The sequence below is a fragment of the Pseudomonas sp. BIGb0164 genome, from assembly GCF_024810135.1.
Classification (GTDB): Bacteria; Pseudomonadota; Gammaproteobacteria; order Pseudomonadales; family Pseudomonadaceae; genus Aquipseudomonas.
In genome coordinates, this window is record NZ_JANUEA010000013.1 from 14781 (window position 1) to 37801 (window position 23021).

Here is a 23021-nt window from a genome sequence, read left to right on the forward strand (position 1 = left end):
GCCGATGTGCGGCTGATGAGGTGTGTTATGTCCTGCCTGAAAATGCTCCGCCGTAGCGCATGTGTGGCCCTCGCCACGTTGGTCTGTTCCCAGGCCATGGCCGGTGTGGTGATCACCGGCACCCGTTTGGTCTACCCCGCGGGCCAGAAGGAAATCACCGTCAAATTGAACAACAACGGGATGCACCCCGCGCTGGTCCAGGCCTGGGTGGATACCGGTGATATCAACGCCAGTCCCACCAGTTCCAAGGCACCGTTCGTGCTGTCGCCGCCGGTGTCGCGCATCGACCCGAGCAAGGGCCAGAGCCTGCGCCTGATGTTCACCGGCGCGCCGTTGGCCAGCGATAAAGAGTCGGTGTACTGGCTCAACATCCTGGAAATCCCGCCCAAGGCCGATGGCCCGGTGGACCTCAATATGCTGCAGATGGCGTTTCGCTCGCGGATCAAGATTTTCTACCGCCCCGATGGCCTGCCGGGCAGTGCCACCGAGGCACCCGCCGGGCTGCAATGGAAGGTCGTCCCGCAGGGCCAGGGCTATGCGCTGCAGGCCTACAACCCGAGCGCGTTCCATGTGTCGCTGGTGGAACTGACCCTCGCGACCGGCAACCAGCGCTTCGACGGTGAGAACGGCATGGTCGACCCGGGTGCGACCCGCGTGTTTGCGGTCAATGGCCTCAAGGCCTTGCCCGGCGCAGGCCAGGTCGAGTTCAACGCCATCAACGATTACGGCGCCCTGATGCCGATGCAACAACCGCTCAAGCCCTGACTCCCATCGCGCACGAGTAACTGACCATGACTATTCCAGGCCTGGGCCACGGCCCGCAGGCGCAACCGCGCTTTGCCCTCAACCCGCTCGCAGTGGGTGTCATCACCGCGCTGGTAGGGTGCCTGGCGCCGTCGGCGTGGGCTGAAGACGTGCAGTTCAACGACGCCTTCCTGCCCGAGGACTCCCGCAGCCTCGACCTCACCGCGTACCAGAAGAGCAACCCGGTGCTGCCGGGTGACTATCGGGCGGACGTGGCGGTCAACGGCAACCTGGTCAGCCGTCAGGACATCCGTATCAACGCCGATGCAGACGGCAGCCACCCCGTGGTGTGTTTCAACAGCGGCCTGCTGCAACTGATTGGCGTGGACATGCACAAGCTGTCGGCCCACGCGAGCGCCGCCCTGGAGAGCGGCGCCACGTGCCTGGACCTGGGCCAGTTGATCGAAGGCGCCACCGCGACCTTTTCGCCGGACAACCAGCAGTTGGATATCAGCATTCCGCAGGTGGCCTTGCGCCGGGACGCCCGTGGGTATGTCAGCCCTGAACTGTGGGACCGTGGCGTCACGGCCGGCACCTTGAGCTACACCTTCAACGCCAACCACAATAAGACCGACTTCGGCACCTACGACTCGGCCTACCTGGGCCTGAATGCCGGCTTGAACCTGGGCGACTGGCGCCTGCGCCACAACGGCTCGCTCAATTGGCAGAAGGACGCGGGCCAGGATTACCAGACCCTCAACACCTACGCCCAGCGCGACGTGACAAGCCTGCAAAGCCAGCTGACCGTGGGCGAGGCCAATACCAGTGGCGAGATCTTCGACACTCTGGCCTATCGCGGCGTGCAGCTGGGCACCGATGACCGTATGTTGCCCGAGTCCCAACGCGGCTACGCACCGGTGATCCGAGGCATTGCCCGCACCGGGGCACGGGTGGCGGTGCGCCAGGCCGGCAACCTGCTCTACGAAACCACGGTGGCGCCGGGCGCCTTCGTGATCGACGACCTGTACGCCACCGGCTATGGCGGCGACCTGGACGTGACTGTGTACGAGGCTGATGGCAGCGAACAACGCTTTGTCGTGCCTTACGCCGCCACCGCCCAATTGCTGCGCCCTGGCACCTCGCGCTTCAGCGTGACCGCCGGTGAAACCCGCAGCAACTACCTCGACCGCCAGGCCAGGCTGGTGCAAGGCACCTACCAACTGGGCCTGAGCAATATCTTCACCGGCTACGGCGGCGTACAGGGCAGCGACGACTATCGCGCGCTGCTCGGCGGGTTGGCGTTCGGCACGCCGATTGGCGCTATGGCCGTGGACGTGACCCAGGCCCAGACCGACCTCAAGAGCGGCCAGGCCAAAGGGCAGAGCGTGCGCATGAGCTACAGCAAGAACATCCTCAGCACCGGCAGCAACTTCGCCGTGGCGGCCACGCGTTTTTCCACCCAGGACTACCTGGATTTCACCAACGCGATGCAACTGCTGGACGCCGAACGCACGGGCCTGGATACCAGCCTGTTCGGGCGCCCGCGCAGCCGTGTGTCGCTTACCGCCAACCAGAGCCTCGGCCCGTGGGGCCAGGTGGCGTTCAGCGGCTTTACCCAGAATTACTGGAACCAGCCGGGCCGCGATGTGCAATACCAGTTCAGCTACAGCAAACAGGTGCGCCAGGTCAGCTATGGCATCAGTGCCAACCGCAGCCGTGTCGGCCTGGGCGAGATGGACACCAGCCTGTTGTTCACCGTGAGCATGCCCCTGGAGTTCGGCAAGTCCACCCGTCAGCCGCAACTGTCGGCGCGGGTCATGCGTGACACTCAGGGCACCTACAGCGAGCAGGCGACCCTCAGCGGCACCGCTGGCGAGGATCGTCAGTATCAATACAGCCTCACCGGTGGCCATGAAGGCGCCAGCGGTGCCAACAGCACCTCGGTCAACGGCCAATACATCGGGCCCAAGGCGGTTGTCGGCGGCACGGTCAGCCGTGGGCAGGGCTACGACAGCCTGTCGCTGAACGCCAGCGGCAGCGTGGTGGCCCACCCCGAGGGGGTGACGTTTACCCCGTATCGCGGCGAAACCATGGCCGTGATCAGCGCCCCAGGTGCCCAGGGCGCCAAGGTGGTCGGCTTCCCGGGTCTCAAGCTCGATGGCCGGGGCAATGCGGTGGTGCCTTACCTGCGCCCCTATGAATTGAACGAAGTGGCGATCGACCCGATCGGCTCTTCCCTGGACGTGGAACTCACCGAAACCAGCCAGCAAGTCGCGCCGCGTGCCGGTGCGGTGGTGGCCCTCAAGTACGGCACCAGCACCGGTGAAGCCCTGTTGCTCAACGTGACGCTCACCGATGGCAGTGCGCTGCCGTTCGGCGCCAGCGTGACCGATGACCGGGGCGTGTCCGTGGGCGTGGTGGGGCAGGGTGGTCAGCTGTATGCGCGGGTCAAGGACGATGCACGGCGTTTGTTGATCAGTTGGGGAACCAAGGCCGGCCAGCAGTGTGCGTTGCCGCTGCCCGCCGGCAAAAGTGACGGCCAGCAACTGCGCCAGCTGGATGTGGTGTGTGCCTCACCAACGGACACGTCGCGGCTCAACGCTGCGCGGTCGAACTGATTCGGAGGTTATATGAAATATGTACTGGCCATTTTTGCGTGTGTGTTGGGTGTGTTCGGCAGCCAGGTTTCGTTCGCCGCCGTGTGCCGCTTTTCGGACGACAACCCGCTGGGTAACCGGGGCGTGACCGCCACCATGCCGTTGTTGGGGACGAACATTACGGTGGGTCGTGATGTGCCCCTGGGGGCCGAGGTGTATCGCCAGACATTCGCTCCCGCCAGCGTCATCAGAGCCACCTGCAACGACATCAGCACCTACGCGATTGAACGCAACTTCTTCACCCGCACGCCGATGCCGTTGAGCAGTTGGTCCTCGGGCCCCTATGCCGGGAAAATCTATGAAAGTGGCGTGCCCGGGATCGGCATCGTGGTGACGCATGGCAATGATGCCGTGCCCTATGACTGGAACTGGATGAACTGCACCAATTGGACCGTCACCTGCATTGTTTCGCTGGGCACGGGGACGCTCTCGTTCACGGTTCTTTTCATCAAGACCGGGCCTGTGTCTGCGGGTGTCGTCAATGGCAGCAACATCCCATCGCCGGGTCGCAACCTGATCACCGACCTGACGATGGACATGATCCGTCTCAACTTCTCCGGCAGCATCAATATCGTCTCGCGCACCTGCGCCACGCCGGACGTCGCGGTGCCCATGGGCAGCCATCAACTCAGTGAGTTTTCCGGACGCAACACCTTCACGCCCTGGAAGGATTTCTCCATTGCCCTGAACAACTGCCCGGCGTTCAACGGCTACTACCAGAGCAGTGGGCCGACCTGGACCAGCGATGGCGGCAGCGGCCTGGTGGGCAACCTGGACTCGCGCAAGAGCAACGTACTGCGGGTGCGCATCGACCCGACGCTGGCGGCGGTCAACCCCACTCAAGGCATTTTGAACGTCAACCCCAGTGCGCCCGGCGACAGCCCGGCCGCTACCGGTGTGGGAGTGCAGGTGGCCGACAGTCACGGCACGCCCTTGCCCCTGGCCACCTTGCGTGCCAGTGGTATCACACCGCGTGCCGATGAAGGGGCCAGCTATTCCATACCGCTCAAGGCCCGCTACATCCAGACCGAAGACCGCATCACGGCCGGTCCGGCGAATGCCACCGCCACCTTCACCATTGACTATTACTGAGGCTTTTTCATGTCATTTCTACCGCTGCGGGTCCTGGTACTAGAGGACCACCTGTTCCAACGTTCCGTGGCCGTCAGCTTGTTGAAGCAACTGGGCTGTGGCGAAGTGCTGGAAGCCGCCAATGGCGAAGAGGCCCTGGCAGCGCTGCACCGCGCCGGCCGCGTGGATGTGGTGGTGTGTGACTTGCAAATGGATGGCATGGACGGCCTGGAGTTTATCCAGCGCATCAGTGCCACCGGGCAGGTGGGCGCGATCATCGTCAGCAGTGGCCTGCCCTGGGATGTGCGCCGCGCGGTGCGCCAGATGGGTGCGTTGCTGGGGGTGAACATGCTCGGGGATATTGGCAAGCCGTTGCAGGCCGAAGCCCTGCAGCCGTTGCTGGAACTCGCGTTGAGCCAGCGCCCGGTGGTCCCTGACGTGCAGTCGCCGCTGGACATCGCCGATGAACCGCAGGTACGCCAAGCCATTCTCGACCAGCAACTGGAGGCCTGGTACCAGCCCAAGTTCGACCTGCAGACCGGTGCCGTGCTCGGGGTGGAAGTGTTGGCGCGCTGGAACCACCCGTTCAAGGGGGTGCAGTCGCCTGCGGTGTTTTTGCCGGCGATGGAAAAAGCCGGCCTGATGGACGAACTGCTGTTTGCCCTGATGCGCCAGGGCCTGTCCTTGCAACGTCAGGCCAAGGGCCAGGGGTTGAGCCTGGACCTGGCGTTCAACCTGCACGCAGCGCAGTTGGCCGATGCCGGCTTGACCGCCCATATCAAGGGCCTGCTCAGTGCCTACCAGGCACCCTGCGCAGGCATCACCTTTGAACTCACCGAGAGCGGCCTGCTGGAAGTGCCTGCCGTGTCCCTGGAAAACCTGGTGCGCCTGCGCATGCTCGGGTGCCGCCTGTCCATCGATGATTTCGGTGCCGGGTTTTCCTCGTTGCAGCGCCTGTGCCAGTTGCCGTTCAACGAGATCAAGCTCGACGCCGAATTCGTCCGTGGCCTGGCCCATGAGCCACGCTGCCGCGCGGTGATCGGCAGCACCCTGGCCCTGGGCAAGACCCTGGACATGTCGGTGGTGGTGGAGGGTATCGAAACCGCCGAGCAGCACCAGCAACTGTTGGAACTGGGCTGCACCCAGGGCCAGGGCTACTGGCATGCACGGCCGATGCAGGGCGCCGACCTGTTGCGCCTGCTGCAAGGCAACGCGCAACTGCGCCGCTGGAGCCAGCCATGATCAATAAAGCCCTGCGCATCATGATCGCCGACCCGCAGCACCACCAGCGCCTGCGCCTGGAACAGGACTTCAATCGCCAGGGCTATTACGCCATTGCGCCGGTGTCGAGCCTGGATGAAATGCTCACGCTGCTCGATTACGGCGGCCTGGGCTTTGACCTGGTGCTGGTGAATGCCAGCCTGGCCGCGAGCGAGCGTTTTGACCTGTCGGCCTATTGCCTGGAGCACCCACGGGTGGGCCAGGCGTTGATCTACGCGGTGCCCCAGCGACAAACGGCCTAAAGTCCGAGCCGTCGTGGACGACTACCTTCTTAACTACACAAGAAGGAGCGTCGGCATGAACCTCAAGCGTTTGTCATTGGTTACCGGCTTTCTTGCGGTGTGGGCGGGAAACTGCATGGCCGCCTCCTCGGGTGTCATTCAGTTTCACGGGAGCATTGTCGAGCCTGGCTGTGTGCCGGACGCACCGGGCGGCGCCGCAATGCTGTTGAAAAACTGCCCGCAAGCGTCTCGCGGTAGCCAGTTCGACGTACAACCTGCCCGTAGCGTCCAGGCGCTGGGCAACGCTGCGGTCAACGTCAAGCTGGTGACGGACAGCGGCGAGGGGCGCTATTACGACCAGCGGTATGTGCTGGTGGATTCACGGGGCAAGCCCATTCAATCGGGGGCCTACGTGGTCACCATGACCGCACCCTGAGGACGCTTGAGGTTATTTTGAGCCGGATGAGCGTCAACAACCGGGCCGCAAACCTATAGAATGCTCGGCGGCGGCGCTTGTCCTGGGCGGCCGCTTGATCATCGCCAGAGTACCGCGCCCTTCAATGAGCATTTCAGCCGCAACCCCCCAAGCCAACTGGCAACCGGTCATCGCCCTCGCGCTGGCCGCGTTTGTGTTCAATACCACCGAATTCGTCCCCGTCGGGCTGCTCAGCGCCATTGGCGCCAGCTTCGACATGCCCATCGCCAGCGTCGGCCTGATGCTCACCATCTACGCCTGGATCGTGTCCCTGACCTCGCTGCCGGTGATGCTGCTGACCCGCAACGTCGAGCGGCGCAAATTGCTGATCGTGCTGTTCGGCCTGTTCATCGCCAGCCATGTCCTGTCCAGTGTCGCCACCAGCTTCGGCATCCTGATGCTCAGCCGGGTCGGTATTGCCTTGTCCCATGCGCTGTTCTGGTCGATCACCGCCTCGCTGGCGGTGCGCCTGGCGCCAGAAGGCAAGCAGGTGCAAGCCCTCGGCCTGCTGGCTACGGGCACGTCCCTGGCAATGGTGCTGGGTATTCCCCTGGGTCGCCTGTTGGGCGAAGCCATGGGCTGGCGCACCACGTTCCTGGTGATCGGTGCCTTTGCGGCCGCCCTGGTGTTCTGGCTGGCGCGCACCTTGCCGTTGCTGCCCAGCCAGAACTCCGGCTCCCTGCGCAGCCTGCCGTTGCTGTTCAAGCGTCCGGCGCTGGTGGCGCTCTACGTGCTCACCGCCATGACCGTGACCGCGCAATTCACCGCCTACAGCTACATCGAACCCTTCGTCGAAGGCGTGGCCGGCATGAGCGGCGGCGCCGTGACCCTGATCCTGCTGGTCTTCGGCGGCGCGGGCATCATTGGCTCGCTGCTGTTCAGCCTGGTGCACCGCTTCAACCCGCACCTGTTCGTGGTCGGCGCGGTCTCCATCCTGGCCGCCTGCCTGGCGTTGCTGTTGCCCCTGAGCGGGGCCGAGTCGTACCTGGTGGCACTGAGTGTGTTCTGGGGCATGGCGATCATGGGATTCGGCCTGGCCATGCAATCGAAGGTGCTGGTACTGGCGCCGGATGCCACGGACGTGGCCATGGCGATGTTCTCCGGCATCTACAACATCGGCATCGGCGGCGGCGCGCTGATGGGCAGTTGGGTTGGCAGCCACTTCGGCTTCGCCTGGATCGGCGCGGCGGGCGGCTTGCTGGCAGCGGTGGCGCTGATCGGCTATTGCCTGGCGATTCGCAGATTCGGCACGGGTGTTCCCCGTCCGTGAGGAGACAGCGTATGACGATCAAACCTGTGGTGTTTGCGCTGCTTGCCAGCGCGTCGGCGCTGCTGCTCAGCCCTTCAGGCTCTGCCGCCAGTTTCGACTGCACCAAGGCCAAGGCGCCTGACGAAATCACCATCTGCAAGCACGTCAGCCTCAATGACCAGGATGTGACGATGGCGTTGCTCTACGACCTGAACAAGCACTTCATGGCCATGGGCGGGCGCGGTTCGTTGATGGACGGGCAGGCCGAATGGCTCAAAAAACGCCACACCTGCGGCGCGAACGTGAGCTGTTTGAGCGATGCCTATACGCAGCGGATTGGCATGCTGCGTGGGTTTATCGATGAGCGGGTGATGACGAAGGGGCCGTTCTGAACGTTAGTGCAGGCGGTGTTCGAAGCCCGGTAAAGAAGACCTCATAAAAACCAGACAAGTCTCACGGAGAATCTGGTTACGCATTGCTACCGTCGCCCAGGACCGCACACATCCCGTGTGACGGCACCTGAGTAGCAATGGAGTCGCGTGTGCAAAAGCGTTTGACTGTAGAGTTTCTGGGCACTTTCTGGCTGACGTTCGGCGGCTGCGGCAGTGCGATCCTGGCGGCGGCATTTCCTGGGTTGGGCATTGGTTTTGCCGGCGTAGCCCTGGCGTTTGGTCTCACCGTGTTGACCATGGCCTATGCGGTGGGGGGGATTTCCGGCGGGCATTTCAACCCGGCAGTGACCGTCGGCCTGTGGGTAGGACAGCGCGTGTGCGGTGCAAAGGTGTTGCCCTATATCGTGGCGCAAGTCATCGGTGCGATTGCCGCGGCTGCGGCCCTGTATGTGATTGCCAACGGCCAGCCCGGCTTTGAGATGGGCGGCTTTGCGGCCAACGGCTACGGTGCGTTAAGCCCGGGCCTGTTCGACATGAAGGCCGCGCTGGTGGCTGAAGTGATCGCCACGTTCTTCTTTGTGCTGATCATCATGCGCGTCACCGCACCGGGCCCGGCCGCCGCCTTTGCGCCGATTGCCATCGGCCTGGCCTTGACCCTGATTCACTTGATCCTGATCCCGGTGACCAATACTTCGGTCAACCCTGCACGCAGCACCGGCCCGGCGTTGTTTGCAGGCGGCGAATACATTGCGCAGCTGTGGCTGTTCTGGCTGGCACCGATGGTTGGTGGCGTGCTGGGGGCGCTGTCGGCGCGTGCATTGGACGAACGCAGCCCGGCGTGATACGGCGGCTTTTGCAGGAGCGCGCTTGTGCGCTCCTGCAGAAAACCTGCGTTACAGCGCAGCCAGTACGGCCTCGAGTTTTTCCTGGTCCCGCGCGAACTGGCGAATGCCTTCGGCGAGTTTTTCGGTGGCCATTGCATCTTCATTCGACGCCCAACGGAACTGCGCTTCGGTCAGTGGTTGGCGCGCTTCACCCGTGGCGCCCGGCACCAGTTTGCGTGCCAGTGTGCCGTTGTCGTCGGCCAGCTTTTGCAGCAGGTCCGGGCTGATGGTCAGGCGATCACACCCCGCCAGTTCTTCGATCTGGCTGAGGGTGCGGAAGCTGGCGCCCATGACCACGGTCGGGATGTCGTTGGCCTTGTAGTAGTTGTAGATGCGTGTCACCGACTGCACACCCGGGTCTTCGGCACCGGTGTAGTCCAGGCCGGTGTTCTTGCGGTACCAATCGTAGATGCGGCCCACGAATGGCGAGATCAGGAACACCCCTGCGTCGGCGCAGGCCACGGCCTGGGCGAAGGAGAAGAGCAGGGTGAGGTTGGTCTGGATACCGGCTTTTTCCAGGCGTTCGGCGGTGCGGATGCCTTCCCAGGTGGAGGCCAGCTTGATCAGCACGCGGTCGCGGCCGATACCGGCCTGGTCGTACAGGGCGATCAACTGGTTGGCCTTGGCCCACAGCGCTTGCTCGTCGAAGGACAGGCGAGCATCCACTTCGGTGGAGATACGCCCCGGGATCACCTTGAGAATGCCGGCCCCCACGGATACCGCGAAGTGATCGCAGGCCAGGTCTACATTGCCCTTGGAGTGGGCGACGGCGCTGCGCAGCAGTTCGGCATATTCCGGAATGGCCGCGGCCTTGAGCAGCAGCGACGGGTTGGTGGTGGCGTCCACCGGGCGCAGGCGGCTGATGGCTTCCAGGTCGCCGGTGTCGCAGACCACGGTGGTGAACGCTTTGAGTTGTTCGAGCTTGGACGTCATGGGCAGCAGTCTCCAGAAAAGGGGTTAGTGGTTCAGGGCCTGGGCGGTGTCGAGGTCGGTGATCAGGATGTCGAGGTAGCCGCCCTTGAGCGCGCCGCGAATCGCCTGGACCTTGTTCAGCCCGCCCGCCAGGCCAAGCACACGTTGGATCGAGCGCAGTTTGGGCAATGCCACCGACACCACGAATTCTTCGTCTTCTTCCAGCACCGGTTTGCCCTGGGCATCGAAGTAACGCAGGCAGATATCGCCCACGGCGCCGCGCTCGGCGAGCAGGCGCAGCATGTCTTCGGTGTAGTAGTTGCCGCTGTTGCGCAGCAGTTGCGAGGGTTCCAGGTCGCCAATGCCAACGATCGCCAGGGTGATGCTGTCAAAGCGCTGCAGCACCTCCTTGACCTCTTCCATCTGCACGATGCGCTGCTTGCTTTCCACCGATTGCTCGATGCTCTGGGACGGCAGCAGGAACGCCGGGCAGTTGAGCAGGGTGGCCAGGCGCTGGGTGAGCAGGGTGGCTTCGAAGGCGCCTTTGTGGCCCACGCCGCCGAGCAATTGCACCACTTCCTGAGCGCCTTGCTTGCCCGGTTGCGCGTGCAAATGGCCGACCATGGCGCGGATGGTGCTGCTCCACGACGAAATGCCGATATGGTCCTGGGGCGACAGGCTGGTTTCCAGGTAATGCGCCGCCGCCGAACCGATGGCCTGCTTGATGCTTTCATCGCTACCGGGTTCGGTGGCTTCCACCACGATCACCCGGCGCACGCCGTAGCGCCGTTGCAACTGGGTTTCCAGTTCCAGGTGCAGGCCTTGCAGGCGCATCACGCTGATCTTCACCACGCCTTCCTGCAGCGCCCGGCGCAGGGCGCGGCTGATAAAGGACTGGGACAGGTCCAGTTGTTCGGAAATCTCGGACTGCTTCAGCCCTTCTTCGTAATAGAGGCTGGCGATCTTGGTGATCAGGCGCTGTTCTTCGATCTGGCTCATGAAAGCCTCAATAAATGAATCAATGTCGGTGAGGATACCAAACCCTTACGACATGATCAGGCCGCCATCGATATTGATCGCCTGACCGGTCAGGTAGGCCGCGTCGTCAGACGCCAGAAACGCCACCAGACCTGCCACATCCGAGGGTTTGCCGGCGCGGCGCAGGGGGATGTTCTTGACCCATTCGGCCATCAGTTCGCCCTTGCCGTAGCGTTTTTCATCGGTACTGAGGATCTCGCCCCACACGCGGTCGTTGTAGTCCCACATTTCGCTTTCGATGATGCCGGGGCAAAACGCGTTGACCGTGATGTTGTGCCGCGCCAGTTCCAGCGCCAGGCTTTGGGTGATACCGATGACGCCCATCTTGCTCGCCGCGTAGTGCGGCGTATAGATGAACCCCTGGCGGCCCTGGCCGGACGAGGTGTTGATCAGCCGCCCGCTGCCTTGCTTGACCATGTACTTGGCCGCTTCCCGGCAGCCCAGCCAGACGCCGGTGGTGTTAACGTGCAGCACCTTGTCGAAGTCGGCACGGGGCATTTTGTCGTAGTGATCAATGGTGATGATGCCGGCGTTCTGCACCGACACGTCAATGCTGCCAAAGCGCGCATGGCCTTCGCGGTAGAGCTTTTCGATATCCTCTTCGTTGGTGACGTCGATGCCCAGGGCGAGGGTGGCGACCTTGTATTCCTGGGCCAACTGGTCGGCGGTGAAGGTCACGCGCTCCAGGTCGTTGGAGGCCAGCACCAGGTTGGCGCCTTCCTGGGCGAAGCGTTCGGCAATGCCGGCGCCGATGCCACGGCAAGCGCCGGTGATGACTACAGTTTTACCGCTGAAGCGTTGCGACATGACAAAAGGCTCCAAAAAAGGCTTACCAGCAGACAAAACCGCCATCGACCAACAGGTCGACGCCGGTGCAGAACGACGAGGCCTGGCTGACCAGGAAAATCGCCGGGCCGACCATTTCTTCCACGCTGGCCATGCGGCCCATGGGCGTGGTCTGTTCAAAGATCTTCACCTGGTCGGCCACCTCCGGGCGCGAGTTCATCGGCGTGGCGGTGTAGCCGGGGCTGATGCAATTGACCCGCAGGCCCTTGTCGGCCCATTCCATCGCCAGGCTTTTGCTCAGGTGGATGACCCCGGCCTTGGACGTGTTGTAGTGGGCTTGCAGCAAACCCCGGTTGACGATGCTGCCGGACATGGACGCGATGTTGACGATAGCGCCTTTGCCCCGGGGCAGCATCACCGCGGCCTGGGCCTGGCAACTGAGGAAAATCCCGGTGAGGTTGATGTCCAGGGTGGTTTGCCAGCGTTGCAGCTCCAAGTCTTCGGCGGCCTGGGCATTGGCGATGCCGGCGCAGTTGACGGCCACGCTGAGTTCGCCGAGTTCGGCTTCGGTGCGGGCCACCGCCGCGTCGAGGGCAGCGCGCTCGGTGACCGTGCCGCTCAGGGCCAGGGCGCGACGGCCCTGGGCCTGGATGCGTTCCACGGTGCTGGCGATGCCGGGGCTGCCCGGCAGGTCAAAACAGGCCACATCGGCCCCAGCCTCGGCCAGCCCGACCGCGATGGCCTGGCCGATCCCGCTGCCGGCGCCGGTGACGAAGGCGACCTGGCCGTGAAGACTAAAAAGTTGCATGAACGACTCCATTATTTGAAATAACACCGAACCCCTGTGGGAGCTGGCCTGCCTGCGATGGCGGTAGCTCAGTCACATCTGCATCGGCTGACCCTCCGCTATCGCAGGCAAGCCAGCTCCCACATTGGATCTTCATTGTTTGCGAAGGTAGGGCACTAGGCCGTGGCCATTTCCATCACCGAAACCGGTGTTGCCTCGCCACGCTCCAATATCCCCATCTGCCGGCCCCGGCTCATCACCATCACCCGATGGGACAGGCCGAGCACTTCATCCAGGTCCGAACTCACCACAATCACCGCCATGCCTTTGGCTGCCAGGTCTGCGATCACTTCATAGATCGCCGCCCGTGCGCCCACGTCGATACCGCGAGTGGGCTCGTCGAGGATGAACACTTTGGGATTGCGCGCCAGCCACTTGGCAATGATCACCTTCTGCTGGTTGCCGCCCGACAAACTGGAAATCCGCGACTGCGGCGCACCTTTCACGCCCAGCCGTGCCACCGCCGTGCGCGCGAACTCGCGCAGCGGGGCAGGTAGCACCCAACCGCGTTTGTCCAGCAGGTCGGTGTTGCCATAGATCAGGTTGTCTTCGATGCGATGTTCCACCACCACGCCTTGCTGCTTGCGGTCTTCGGGCACCAGCACCACACCGGCCTGGATCGCCTCGAAGGGCGAGCGCAATTGGCGAATCTCACCATCCAACACCATATGCCCCTTGATGTCCTGGGCCGCGCCGGCAATGGTGCGCACCAGCTCAGTCCGCCCGGCGCCGACCACACCGGCAATGCCAAACACTTCACCAGCGCGCACGCTGAAATCGATGCCGTGCAACGCAAACTCACGGCAACTCAGGTCCTTGACCTGCAACATCACGTGTTCCTTGGGCGCCTGCAACGTCGGGAAAATTCGCTCCAGGCTGCGCCCGACCATCTGTTCTACCAGCTCGCGCACCGGCACTTGGGCCGTGGCGTGCAGGGCGATCTGGCGACCGTCACGCAGCACCAGCACGCGGTCGGCGATGCGCGCGATTTCTTCCAGGCGATGGCTGATATAGATAAACGACACACCTTCAGCCTTGAGCCGCTCCACCTGCTGGAACAACAGCTCGGTTTCTTCACCGCCCAGGGCGGCCGTGGGCTCGTCGAGGATCAGCAGCCGCGCCTTGAGGGTCAGCGCCTTGGCGATTTCCACCAGTTGTTGGGCGGCCACGCTCAGGCCTTCGACCTTGCGCGACGCCGGCACCTTGAGCCCCAGGCGTTCCAACTGGATCTGCGCCTGGGCCTCGATGTAGTCGCGGTCGACCCGCCCGTGACGCATGGGCAGGCGGCCGACGAAGATGTTTTCGGCGATCGACAATTGCGGCAGCAGGCGGATTTCCTGGTGGATCAGGCCGATACCGGCGCCCAACGCGGCCCCCGGTGAGCCAGGGGCGTAGGGCTGGCCCAGCCAGGTCATGCTGCCCCCGGCTTCGGGTTGCACCAGCCCCGCGATGATCGACGACAAGGTCGACTTGCCCGCGCCGTTCTCACCGAGCAGGGCCAGCACTTCACCGGGGCGAATGTCCACGTTGACCTGGGACAGCACCTGCACCGGCCCATAGGCCTTGCTGATATTGCGCAGGCACAGCACCGCCTCAGCGGTGGTATCCAGAGCGGCTGCTCTCATGACGACCTCCGAGGTTTACGGGTGCTGTTGCAGGAACGGCGCGACGTTTTCTTTGGTGGTCAACACGGTCGGCAGCAGTTGTTCCTTGGGCACGGCTTTACCGGCCTTGAGGTCGATGGCCGACGCCACGGCCAGGCGCCCCATTTTCTGGGTCTGCTGGGTCATGGTCGCGTTCAGCACGCCACTTTCCACGGCCTTGAGCCCGGCGACGTCGCCGTCGAAACCCACCACCACGACTTTGTGATCCAGGTTGCCGACCTTCACCGCCTGGGCGGCACCGAGGGCCATGGCATCGGCGCGGCCGAAGAATACGCTGATGTTCGGGTCACGCTGGAGCAGGTCCTGGGCCACGGCGAAGCCTTTGTCCTGGGCCCATTCGGCCGGTTGCTGGGCGACCACCTTGAGGTCCGGGAAGGCTTTCAAGCCTTCTTCGAAGCCTTTGGCCCGGTCAATTTCAGGCGTGGTGCCCAACTGGCCTTGCAGGATGGCGATGCGGCCTTTGCCGTCGGTGATCTTGCCCACGTATTCGGCGAGGGTCTTGGCCCCGGCCACGCTGTCGCTGGCGATAAAGGTGTCACCCGGGGCATCGGGCGCGTTGCGGTCCACGGCAATCACCGGGATGCCAGCGGCCTTGGCGGCCTTGACCGGTACACCGGCTGCGGTGGCACCGGCCGGGATGTAGATCAACACGTCGATCTGGCGGGTGATCAGGTCTTCAATCTGGCTGACCTGGGTGGACGAGTTGCCCTGGGCGTCCACGGTGATCACCTTGATCCCCTTGGCCTTGCCCTCGGCTTCCACCGATTGCTTGATCTGGTTGAAGAAGTCGGCCTGCAGGTTGGCCACGGCCAGGCCGATGGTCAGGTCCTTGGCCCAGGTGGTGCCGGCTGCGGTGAGGGTGGCGGCCGCGAGTGCGGTGGCGATAAGCAGTTTCTTGGGGCTGAACATGTCGGTGACTCCTGGTTTTATTGTTGGAGGGTGTCAACTGTCGAACAGGTTTATCGGGCGGTGCTGGAGCGGCGTCGCAGGGTGTCGATGGTCACGGCGAGGGCGATGACCACGCCGATCACCACTTGTTGAATGAAGGGCGAGACGCCGAGCAGGTTCAGGCCATTGCGCAACACGCCAATGATCAGCACGCCGACCAGGGTGCCGCCGATGCTGCCCACGCCACCGCTGAGGCTGGCCCCGCCAATCACCACGGCGGCGATGGCATCCAGTTCCAGGCTCAGGCCGGCGCTGGGTTGGGACGAGTCGAGGCGGGCGGCGAGGGTGACGGCGGCGATACCGGCCAGGGCGCCGCTGATGGCGTAGACCCACAGGGTGATCGCACGCACCTTGATGCCGGACAGGCGCGCCACTTCGGGGCTGCCGCCCATGGCATAGAGGTTGCGGCCACCGGCACGAAAGCGCAGGAACACCCAAGCCACCACCAGCATCACCAGAAACAGGCCGACCGTGGCCGAGAGGAAGCCGAAATGCCGCACCGTGGCCAGGTTGGTGAACCAGTCCGGGTAGCCGACGATCTGCCGGCCTTCGGTGAGGATGTTCGCCAGGCCCCGGGCCACCGACATCATGGTCAGCGTGGCAATGAACGGCGGCAGCTTGGCGTAGGTAATCAGCCCACCGGAGACCAGCCCGGCGAGCATGCCGCTGGCGATCGAGATCGGAATCGCAAAGCCCAGGGGCATGGCCTGGTCCTGGTACAACCAGCCCAGCATCATCATCGAGAACGCCAGCACCGAGCCGACCGACAGGTCGATGCCGCCGATCACGATCACCGCCGTCATGCCAATCGCCAGGATGCCCAGCACGGTGACCTGATCGAGGATGTTCAGGCCATTGCGCAACGAGAAGAAGAATTCAGAACTGAAGGAGAAGACCAGCACCAGCAACACAAGGCCGATCAGCGGGCCACCGATGTTGCTGGGAAGCAGTTTCACCAGCCGGGGACGGCGGGTCGGCTTGAGATCGGCCGGGTGATGGACAGAGGCTTTGGCGTCCACATTGTTCTCCTGACTTATTTTTTTTGGAGTTCATTCAGGCGGCGTGAATATTTATGCGTGCCTGACTGTTAATTCAGATTCCAGTGACACCGTGGCAAAGTCAAGCGCTTAATTTTTCATGCATGCCTCTAGACCGCCGTTTTTATCGGGCGCAAAGCCACGGGATAGATAAGCGCGCGTGGGATTTTAGCCGTCTGTCCGAGGGGAGTTTCCGGGTTTTATTTCATTTTTCCGCCGTTCGCTCACTTGACCTGCTGCGGGATCGGCGTCTAAATAGAAATATATTGTCACAGCTGAATAAATATTCAAAACAGCCGTGAACGCTTTCACCCCGCGTGGTCAGCCTCAAAGGAGCCGCTGCATGAATGCCTTCCAGTACGACGCCCACCAGATCAAAGAACAGGCCCGTTTGATCCGGCGCCATGTGATCCGCTTGAATGCCGACTCCCCGGCAGGCGGCCACACCGGGGCGGACCTGTCGGAAACCGACATCCTTGCCACCCTGTATTTCCGCATCCTCAACACCGGCCCCGAGCGCACGGAAGACCCCGAGCGCGATATCTACATCCAGAGCAAAGGCCATGGCGTGGGCGGTTTGTACTGCTGCCTGGCGCAGGCCGGCTACATCCCCACCGACTGGTTGCCGACCTACCAGCACTTCAATTCCCATTTGCCCGGCCACCCGGTGCGGCAGAAAACCCCGGGCATCGAACTCAACACCGGCGCCCTCGGCCACGGGTTGCCGGTGGCGGTAGGGCTGGCGTTGGCGGCGAAGATGTCCGGCAGTAAAAAGCGCATCTACGTGTTGACTGGCGACGGCGAGCTCGCCGAAGGCTCCAACTGGGAAGCGGCGATGGCGGCGGCCAAGTACGGGCTGGATAACCTGTTTGTGATCGTCGACAAGAACAAGCTGCAACTGGCCGGGCTGACCGCCGAGATCATGCCGCTGGACCCGCTGGACGTGAAATGGGCGGCTTTCGGTTTCACCGTCAGCGAGTGCGATGGCAATGACGTCGGCCAGCTGATCGAGAGCCTCGAAACCATGCAAGCCCACACCGGCTCACCCCAGGTGCTGATCGCCCACACCATCAAGGGCAAGGGCGTGTCGTTTATTGAAGCGCGTCCCGAATGGCACCACCGCGTGCCCAAGGGTGATGAAATCAACGCAGCACTGGAGGAGTTGAATCATGGCAAGTGAACACCTGGCGAGCGTCATGGTGGAGGCGTTTATCGCGGCGGTCGATGCTGGCCTGGACGTGGTGCCGGTGGTCAGCGACTCCACCTCCACAGCCAAGATCGGTCCGTTTGCCCAACGCTTCCCCGAGCGGTTGATCAACGTCGGCATTGCCGAGCAGTCCCTGGTCAGCGTGGCGGCTGGGCTGGCATTGGGTGGCAAGATCGCGGCCACCTGCAATGCCGCGCCGTTCCTGATTTCCCGCGCCAACGAACAGATCAAGGTGGACGTCTGCTACAACCAGGCCAACGTCAAGATGTTCGGCTTGAATGCCGGCGCCAGTTACGGCCCGTTGGCCAGCACCCACCACAGCCTCGACGATATTTCGGTGATGCGCGGGTTTGGCAATGTGCAGATCTTCGCCCCGGCCGATGCGCTGGAGTGCCGGCAGATCATCGATTACGCGCTGCGCTATAAAGGCCCGGTGTATGTCCGGCTTGACGGTAAAGCTTTGCCTGAGGTGCATGGCGCCGACTATCGATTCGTGCCCGGCCAAGTGGACATCCTGCGCCAGGGCGCAGACGTGAGCATCGTTGCGTTGGGCTCCGTGGTACACGAGGCGGTGGATGCGGCGGCCTTGCTGGCCGAGCAGGGCATCCAGGCGCAGGTGATCAACCTGTCGTCGATCCGCCCATTGCAGCGTGACGCCTTGCTCAGTGCACTGAGCGCCACGCGCGCGGTGATTACCGTCGAAGAACACAACATCAATGGCGGCGTCGGCAGCCTGGTCGCCGAAGTGCTGGCCGAAGCCGGGCTGGGCATTGCGCTGGTCCGCCTGGGTATCGCCGACGGTGAATACGCCGCGGCCGGCGCCCGCGAACCGACCCGCGCCTTGCATAACATCGACGCGGCTGGGATTGTGGCGGCTGCCACTCGGTTGCGGTGAACCCATGACAAACCACACTCCGCTGATCCTGGCGATAGATGAAGGCACCAGCAACGCCAAGGCGGTGCTGGTCAACGAACTCGGGCAGGTGATTGCCCGGGGTTCGCGGCCCTTGAGCATCAGCCACCCCCAGCCCGGGTTTTCCGAGCAGGACCCGTTGTTGATCTGGCTGCACACCCTGGCCGCGATTGAAGAATGCCTGGCCCAGGTGGAGCGACCGATCACGGCATTGGCCATCAGCAACCAGCGCGAGTCGGTGGTGGCCTGGGACCGGCGCAGCGGCGAGCCGTTGTCGCCGTGCATCAGTTGGCAATGCCGACGCTCCACCGCGTTGTGCGCACAGTTGCATGAGCAGGGGCACGAAGCACTGATCCTGGAAAAGACCGGGCTGGCCCTCGACCCGATGTTTTCCGCCGGCAAATTTCGCTGGATCCTTGATCACCTGGACAACGGCCACGCACGTGCGGCGGCCGGTGAAATCTGCCTGGGCACGGTCGACAGTTGGTTGTTGTGGAAGCTCAGCGGCGGTCAGGTGTTCGCCACCGATTATTCCAACGCCGCGCGCACGCAACTGTTCAACCTGCACACCGGCACCTGGGACCCGGAGCTGCTGGCCCTGTTCGCGATTCCAGCTGCGGCGTTGGCGCCGATTCGGCCGAGTGCGGGTTTCTTCGCCGAAACCGTCGCGCTGGGCGGCTTGCCTGCGGGTATCCCGGTGATGTCGATGATGGGCGACTCCCATGCGGCGCTGTACGGGCAGGGTGGTTTCGCCCCAGGGCTGGTCAAGGCCACCCTCGGCACGGGCTCGTCGTTGATGACACCGATGGGCGGGCCGATTGCGTCCACCCATGGGCTTTCCACCACCTTGGCCTGGCATGACGGCAACGCGGCGACGTTCGGCATGGAAGGCAACATCGTGCACACCGGCGCCGCCGTGCAGTGGGCCTCGCGGCTGGTGGCCGGTGAGTCGCTGGACGCGTTGACGGAACAGGCCGCGCAATTGCCGGATAACGGCGGCGTGTACTTTGTGCCGGCGCTGTCCGGGTTGGGGGCACCGCATTGGAAAGCCGACGCCCGTGGCTTGATCTGTGGCCTGAGCGAAGCCACCTCGGGCGCGCATATTTTGCGCGCCTCGCTGGAGTCCATCGGCTATCAGATTCGTGATGTGTTCGAGGCGATGCAGCAGGACATCGGCAGCCCGTTGAAAGAGCTGTGGGTCGACGGCGGTGCGACACGCAATCGCTGGTTGATGCAGTTCCTGGCCAACCTGCTGCAACGTCCGGTGGTGCGCAGCCTGTCGCCGGAGGTCTCGGCACTCGGGGCTGCACACCTGGCGGGTAGGGCGTTGGGAATTTGGGCGAGTGATGAGGCTTTGGGTGCGCTGGAGCGTCAGCGCGAGCGCTTCGAACCCCAGGATGATCCTGCGATGGCAACTCGGTATGCCGAGTGGAAAAAGGCCCTGGCCCGCACCCTTCTCTAACACCCGATGAACATCAAGCCTGTGGGAGCTGGCTTGCCTGCGATTACGGTGGGTCAGTCAACACATTCATCAACTGAGCCACCGCATTCGCGAGCAAGCCCGCTCCCACATTTAGACCGATTTATGCCTGACCCAACTGTTTAAGCCTCGGGAAAACCGGTCTTCTGTGCCCAGCGATTCTGACAAAACCTCTCACGGCCTCCAGGTCTGCACATCCTTGGCATCCACGGCCTTGGGCAGCAAGCCCGCCTTGAAGAACGCATCGGCAATCTTCTGCTGTTCGCCCAACTGATCGAGCGTCACCGGTTGCACCTGATAGCTACGGTGCGCGTTGGCCGCTTCAACGGTGGCCACATCAAGGTTACCCCACAGCGGGCCAAGCACCTTGGCGGCGTCTTGCGGGTGGGTTTTCACCCATTGGCCGGCTTTTTCCAATTGTTCGTACACCACCTTCAGGACCTCAGGGTGGGCCTTGGCGTAGGGCGTGCCCGTCAGGTAATAGCGCTTGTAGCTGGCCAGGCCCGCGCCATCCGCCAGAGTGCGGGTGGGCAGTTGGCGCTGCACGCCTGTGAGGAAGGGTTCCCAGGTGACCCAGGCATCGACTTTATTGTTCTCGAACGCAGCGCGGCCATCGGCCGGTGTCAGGTAGGCCGGTTCGATATCCGAGAAGGCCAGGCCCGCTTTGGCCAGCGCCGCGATCAACAGGTAGTGGGTGCCGGCGGCTTTGGTCACGGCGACTTTCTTGCCTTTGAGGTCGGCCAGTTGCTGGATCGGCGAGTCCTTGCGCACCACGATGGCCTGGGCCGACGGCGAGGGCGCTTCCTGGGCAAAGTAGGTGAGTTTGGCCTGGGCCGCCTGGGCGAAGATCGGCACGGTGTCAGCCACGTCGGCGCTGATGTCGACGTTGCCGACGTTCAGTGCCTCCAGCAGCGGCAGGCCGCTGGGAAACTCGTGCCAGGACACGTCGATATTGTCGGCCTTGAGGGCTTTTTCCAGGGTGCCCTGGGTCTTGAGCAGGGTAATCAGGGTGGACGATTTCTGGTAACCGATACGCACGGTCTCCTGGGCCTCGGCGCTGACCGCCACGGAAAAAGCCAGAAGCCCGATGACAACGGCGAGGGGACGACGAATAGACATGGCGCGCTCGATCTTCAATGGAATGCAGCCAAGCATAAAGTTCTAAAAACCAATCGATAAATACTCTTTCGATCTGAGCTTAAATCGCTTTCTCACCTTGTAGTGAGCGGGCTTGCCCCGCGCCCGTGCCGCCACAAATCCCCGCAATTTTCCCTGGAACAGATGAGGTGGGGCTTATTACGCCGCGCGGGGTAAACCCGCTCACTACAAGCGTCCGCGCTGCCACAATCCTGGCAAAGGGTCAGGAGGTCGATTTGGGCCGGCTGTTGCTGAGCACACACCACACGGCCAGGCAGATGAGGCCGCCGCCGTAGAGGTGTGCGCTGGACAGTCGTTCGCCCAGGAATAGCACACCCCACAGCACGCCAAACGGCGGGATCAGGAAGGTCACCGTCAGTGAACGAACCGCTCCGATATCGGCGATCAGGCGGAAATACAGAATGTACGCATACGCGGTGCACACAAACCCCACCACTCCCAGCGCTGCCCAGACCGTCGGGTTGCCCCAGCTGTGCGGCGGGTTGAGCACGGCTGAAACACCGAAGAACGGCAGCAGGAACAACGTCGCGCCGATCTGGCTGCCAAAGGCCACGAGCTTGGCGTCCAGCCCGCCCTTGTCGGCGATCCAGCGGCGGGTCAGGAACCCGGCAACGCCGTAGCAGCCGGTGGCGACCAGGCACGCCAACGCGCCGGTCACCACGGCGACCGAAAGGGTGACCGGGCCGGTGGTGGTCAGCAGGGTGATGCCCATCAAGCCGATCACTACCCCGGCGGCTTTTTTCGGCGTCAGCGGGTCGCTGAAAAACAGCGCGCCCATCATCACGCCCATCAGCGGGGTGGTGGCGTTGAAGATCGCCGAGTAGCCCGCCGGCAGCAACGTGGCCGCCACGCCGTACATCAGGAACGGCACGCCGGAATTGATCACGCCCAGCACCAGGGTGGGTTTGAGTTTGCCGTTGAAGGCGATGCGGGTGCGCAGCACGGTGACAATCACCGCCAGCCCGATGGCCCCCAGCAGCACACGGAAAAACGCCGTGGGCAACGCGCCCAACACCGGCGCCGCGATGCGCATGAACAGAAAACTCGCGCCCCAGATCGCCGCCAGTACCAGTAGCCGAACACCGTCAGAAAGCTTCATGCGTCACCTTTGTTTGTGGAATTCCAAATCGCGTAGTGCTCGGGCATGCACACTGCACAAGGCCGGTAGCCGGCGGCAATGGCGGTGGGCTCGTCGGCAAAGAACACGCGGTGTTTCACATAACCGCCGTTGGCAATTGCTCGCCGTGCGGCGCGGCAGTCCAGGCGGCCGTAGATCCGGGTGCCGCGATGCCCGGCGCAGGTGCCCGGCACAAGGCTGGCGTAAGGTTTGCCCGTTACCCCGAGCAAGGTGAGCGTCTTCATCGGCCACCCTCTTGGGTATCAGGTGCATCATGGAACAGCACTTCCAATCCCACGCGTTCGCCGCCGCGCACGCGGCTGATGGCGTGCTTGAGGTTCACACGGTAATAGCCCTGGCTGCCTCTGAACGGGCGCACCGCCGTGGCGATGATCGCCACGTCACCGCGTTTAAGCGGCACCACCATCGGCCGCGATTGCAGGCGCGGGCGTTGTTCGGTCATCACCAGCTCACCTCCTTGGAAGTCCGTCCCCGGCTCGGACAGCAGTGCAACGATTTGCAAGGGAAACACATGAAAGCCGGCATTGCGTTGATGCAGGGGCACCTGGTCATGCACACGCAACCGGTACAGATGGGACTGCCCTCGGGTCTGGCCGGCGTTGCGGTTTTGCCGCAGGAACTCATCCAGCGTAGCCGGGTAACGCGCATCGATGGCCAGGGTTTCGTTCCAGCGATTGGCGACTGGGGCCAGGCGCCGGTAGAGCACCGTGCGCCACTCGGCCAGCGGGGTGGGCAGGTCTGTCTCGAAGTAGCGCCATTGCGCAAACAGGTCCTGCGCGGTGATGCACTGGGCCAGGGCGTCGACGACCGCTGCGCGCAACAACCCGGGCAGCACGGCGTAGCCTTCGCTATCGAGTTGGCGGTGGAGGTCGGCCCAGTCCAGCTGATCAAGTGCGGCGTCGAATTCAAGCAAGTTCAT

At 63.4% G+C, this 23021-nt stretch carries 23 protein-coding genes; 12 read left to right on the forward strand and 11 right to left on the reverse strand.

Annotated elements, in window-relative coordinates; all coding sequences use genetic code 11:
• Window positions 1-27 precede the first annotated feature (27 nt).
• From M2394_RS28555 to aqpZ, 9 genes are all read left to right on the forward strand, one after another.
• A complete protein-coding gene (locus M2394_RS28555; RefSeq protein WP_256732900.1) occupies window positions 28-765 on the forward strand; it encodes a fimbria/pilus periplasmic chaperone in 738 nt (245 codons plus the stop codon).
• 26 nt (window positions 766-791) lie between these two features.
• Window positions 792-3362 (forward strand): fimbria/pilus outer membrane usher protein, encoded by a 2571-nt coding sequence (locus M2394_RS28560; RefSeq protein ID WP_259175505.1) that lies wholly within the window; start codon window positions 792-794, stop codon window positions 3360-3362.
• 12 nt (window positions 3363-3374) lie between these two features.
• A complete protein-coding gene (locus M2394_RS28565; protein WP_259175507.1) occupies window positions 3375-4493 on the forward strand; it encodes a fimbrial protein in 1119 nt (372 codons plus the stop codon).
• Between the two features lie 9 nt (window positions 4494-4502).
• Window positions 4503-5714 carry an EAL domain-containing protein gene (locus M2394_RS28570; protein ID WP_259175508.1) on the forward strand — a complete coding sequence of 404 codons (1212 nt, stop codon included), beginning with the start codon at window positions 4503-4505 and terminating at the stop codon, window positions 5712-5714.
• Window positions 5711-5995: a hypothetical protein gene (locus M2394_RS28575; RefSeq protein WP_178923257.1), complete on the forward strand. Its 285-nt coding sequence runs from the start codon at window positions 5711-5713 to the stop codon at window positions 5993-5995. Before M2394_RS28570 ends, M2394_RS28575 begins: the two co-directional genes overlap by 4 nt.
• A gap of 55 nt (window positions 5996-6050) precedes the next feature.
• On the forward strand, window positions 6051-6410 hold the full coding sequence (locus tag M2394_RS28580) for a type 1 fimbrial protein (protein WP_178923259.1): 360 nt from the start codon (window positions 6051-6053) through the stop codon (window positions 6408-6410).
• A gap of 124 nt (window positions 6411-6534) precedes the next feature.
• The gene (locus M2394_RS28585) at window positions 6535-7719 is read left to right on the forward strand and encodes a sugar transporter (RefSeq protein ID WP_178923262.1); all 1185 of its coding nucleotides are present in this window, start codon (window positions 6535-6537) and stop codon (window positions 7717-7719) included.
• A gap of 11 nt (window positions 7720-7730) precedes the next feature.
• Window positions 7731-8090 (forward strand): lysozyme inhibitor LprI family protein, encoded by a 360-nt coding sequence (locus M2394_RS28590; RefSeq protein ID WP_259175509.1) that lies wholly within the window; start codon window positions 7731-7733, stop codon window positions 8088-8090.
• A gap of 137 nt (window positions 8091-8227) precedes the next feature.
• The gene (gene aqpZ / locus M2394_RS28595; protein ID WP_178923266.1) at window positions 8228-8932 is read left to right on the forward strand and encodes an aquaporin Z; all 705 of its coding nucleotides are present in this window, start codon (window positions 8228-8230) and stop codon (window positions 8930-8932) included.
• A gap of 51 nt (window positions 8933-8983) precedes the next feature.
• Here the strand turns inward: aqpZ and tal are convergent, their stop codons facing one another.
• The 7 genes from tal to M2394_RS28630 all read right to left on the reverse strand — a co-directional run bounded on the left by tal (window position 8984) and on the right by M2394_RS28630 (window position 16188).
• On the reverse strand, window positions 8984-9907 hold the full coding sequence (gene tal / locus M2394_RS28600) for a transaldolase (protein WP_259175510.1): 924 nt from the start codon (window positions 9905-9907) through the stop codon (window positions 8984-8986).
• Between the two features lie 24 nt (window positions 9908-9931).
• The gene (locus tag M2394_RS28605) at window positions 9932-10885 is read right to left on the reverse strand and encodes a sugar-binding transcriptional regulator (RefSeq protein ID WP_178923270.1); all 954 of its coding nucleotides are present in this window, start codon (window positions 10883-10885) and stop codon (window positions 9932-9934) included.
• Window positions 10886-10930: 45 nt separating this feature from the next.
• Entirely contained in the window at window positions 10931-11731 is an 801-nt protein-coding gene (locus tag M2394_RS28610; protein WP_259175511.1) for an SDR family oxidoreductase, read from the reverse strand.
• 22 nt (window positions 11732-11753) lie between these two features.
• Window positions 11754-12518 carry an SDR family oxidoreductase gene (locus tag M2394_RS28615; protein WP_178923274.1) on the reverse strand — a complete coding sequence of 255 codons (765 nt, stop codon included), beginning with the start codon at window positions 12516-12518 and terminating at the stop codon, window positions 11754-11756.
• 155 nt (window positions 12519-12673) lie between these two features.
• Entirely contained in the window at window positions 12674-14182 is a 1509-nt protein-coding gene (locus tag M2394_RS28620; protein ID WP_178923276.1) for a sugar ABC transporter ATP-binding protein, read from the reverse strand.
• 15 nt (window positions 14183-14197) lie between these two features.
• Window positions 14198-15130: a sugar ABC transporter substrate-binding protein gene (locus M2394_RS28625; RefSeq protein ID WP_176999006.1), complete on the reverse strand. Its 933-nt coding sequence runs from the start codon at window positions 15128-15130 to the stop codon at window positions 14198-14200.
• Window positions 15131-15180: 50 nt separating this feature from the next.
• Complete coding sequence (locus M2394_RS28630) at window positions 15181-16188, reverse strand: ABC transporter permease (protein ID WP_259175512.1); 1008 nt, start codon at window positions 16186-16188, stop codon at window positions 15181-15183.
• A 361-nt stretch (window positions 16189-16549) separates the two neighbouring features.
• Here M2394_RS28630 and M2394_RS28635 point away from each other — a divergent pair, with 361 nt between their 5' ends.
• Genes M2394_RS28635 through M2394_RS28645 form a run of 3 tightly spaced genes read left to right on the forward strand, consistent with a single transcriptional unit; the run spans window position 16550 to window position 19788 of the window.
• On the forward strand, window positions 16550-17386 hold the full coding sequence (locus M2394_RS28635; protein ID WP_178923278.1) for a transketolase: 837 nt from the start codon (window positions 16550-16552) through the stop codon (window positions 17384-17386).
• Window positions 17376-18308 carry a transketolase family protein gene (locus tag M2394_RS28640; RefSeq protein WP_259175513.1) on the forward strand — a complete coding sequence of 311 codons (933 nt, stop codon included), beginning with the start codon at window positions 17376-17378 and terminating at the stop codon, window positions 18306-18308. The genes M2394_RS28635 and M2394_RS28640 overlap by 11 nt, the downstream gene beginning before the upstream one ends.
• Window positions 18309-18312: 4 nt before the next feature.
• On the forward strand, window positions 18313-19788 hold the full coding sequence (locus M2394_RS28645; protein WP_259175515.1) for an FGGY family carbohydrate kinase: 1476 nt from the start codon (window positions 18313-18315) through the stop codon (window positions 19786-19788).
• 192 nt (window positions 19789-19980) lie between these two features.
• On the opposite strand, the gene M2394_RS28650 is transcribed toward M2394_RS28645, so the two are convergent.
• The 4 genes from M2394_RS28650 to M2394_RS28665 form a co-directional block, all read right to left on the reverse strand.
• Window positions 19981-20925 (reverse strand): aliphatic sulfonate ABC transporter substrate-binding protein, encoded by a 945-nt coding sequence (locus M2394_RS28650; RefSeq protein WP_259175517.1) that lies wholly within the window; start codon window positions 20923-20925, stop codon window positions 19981-19983.
• A gap of 241 nt (window positions 20926-21166) precedes the next feature.
• Window positions 21167-22063, reverse strand: coding sequence for a DMT family transporter (locus tag M2394_RS28655; protein ID WP_259175518.1), 897 nt, complete (start codon window positions 22061-22063; stop codon window positions 21167-21169).
• Window positions 22060-22326, reverse strand: a complete 267-nt coding sequence (locus tag M2394_RS28660; RefSeq protein ID WP_259175519.1) for an Ada metal-binding domain-containing protein — start codon at window positions 22324-22326, stop codon at window positions 22060-22062. Before M2394_RS28660 ends, M2394_RS28655 begins: the two co-directional genes overlap by 4 nt.
• Window positions 22323-23021, reverse strand: a complete 699-nt coding sequence (locus M2394_RS28665) for a 2OG-Fe(II) oxygenase (RefSeq protein WP_259175521.1) — start codon at window positions 23019-23021, stop codon at window positions 22323-22325. Before M2394_RS28665 ends, M2394_RS28660 begins: the two co-directional genes overlap by 4 nt.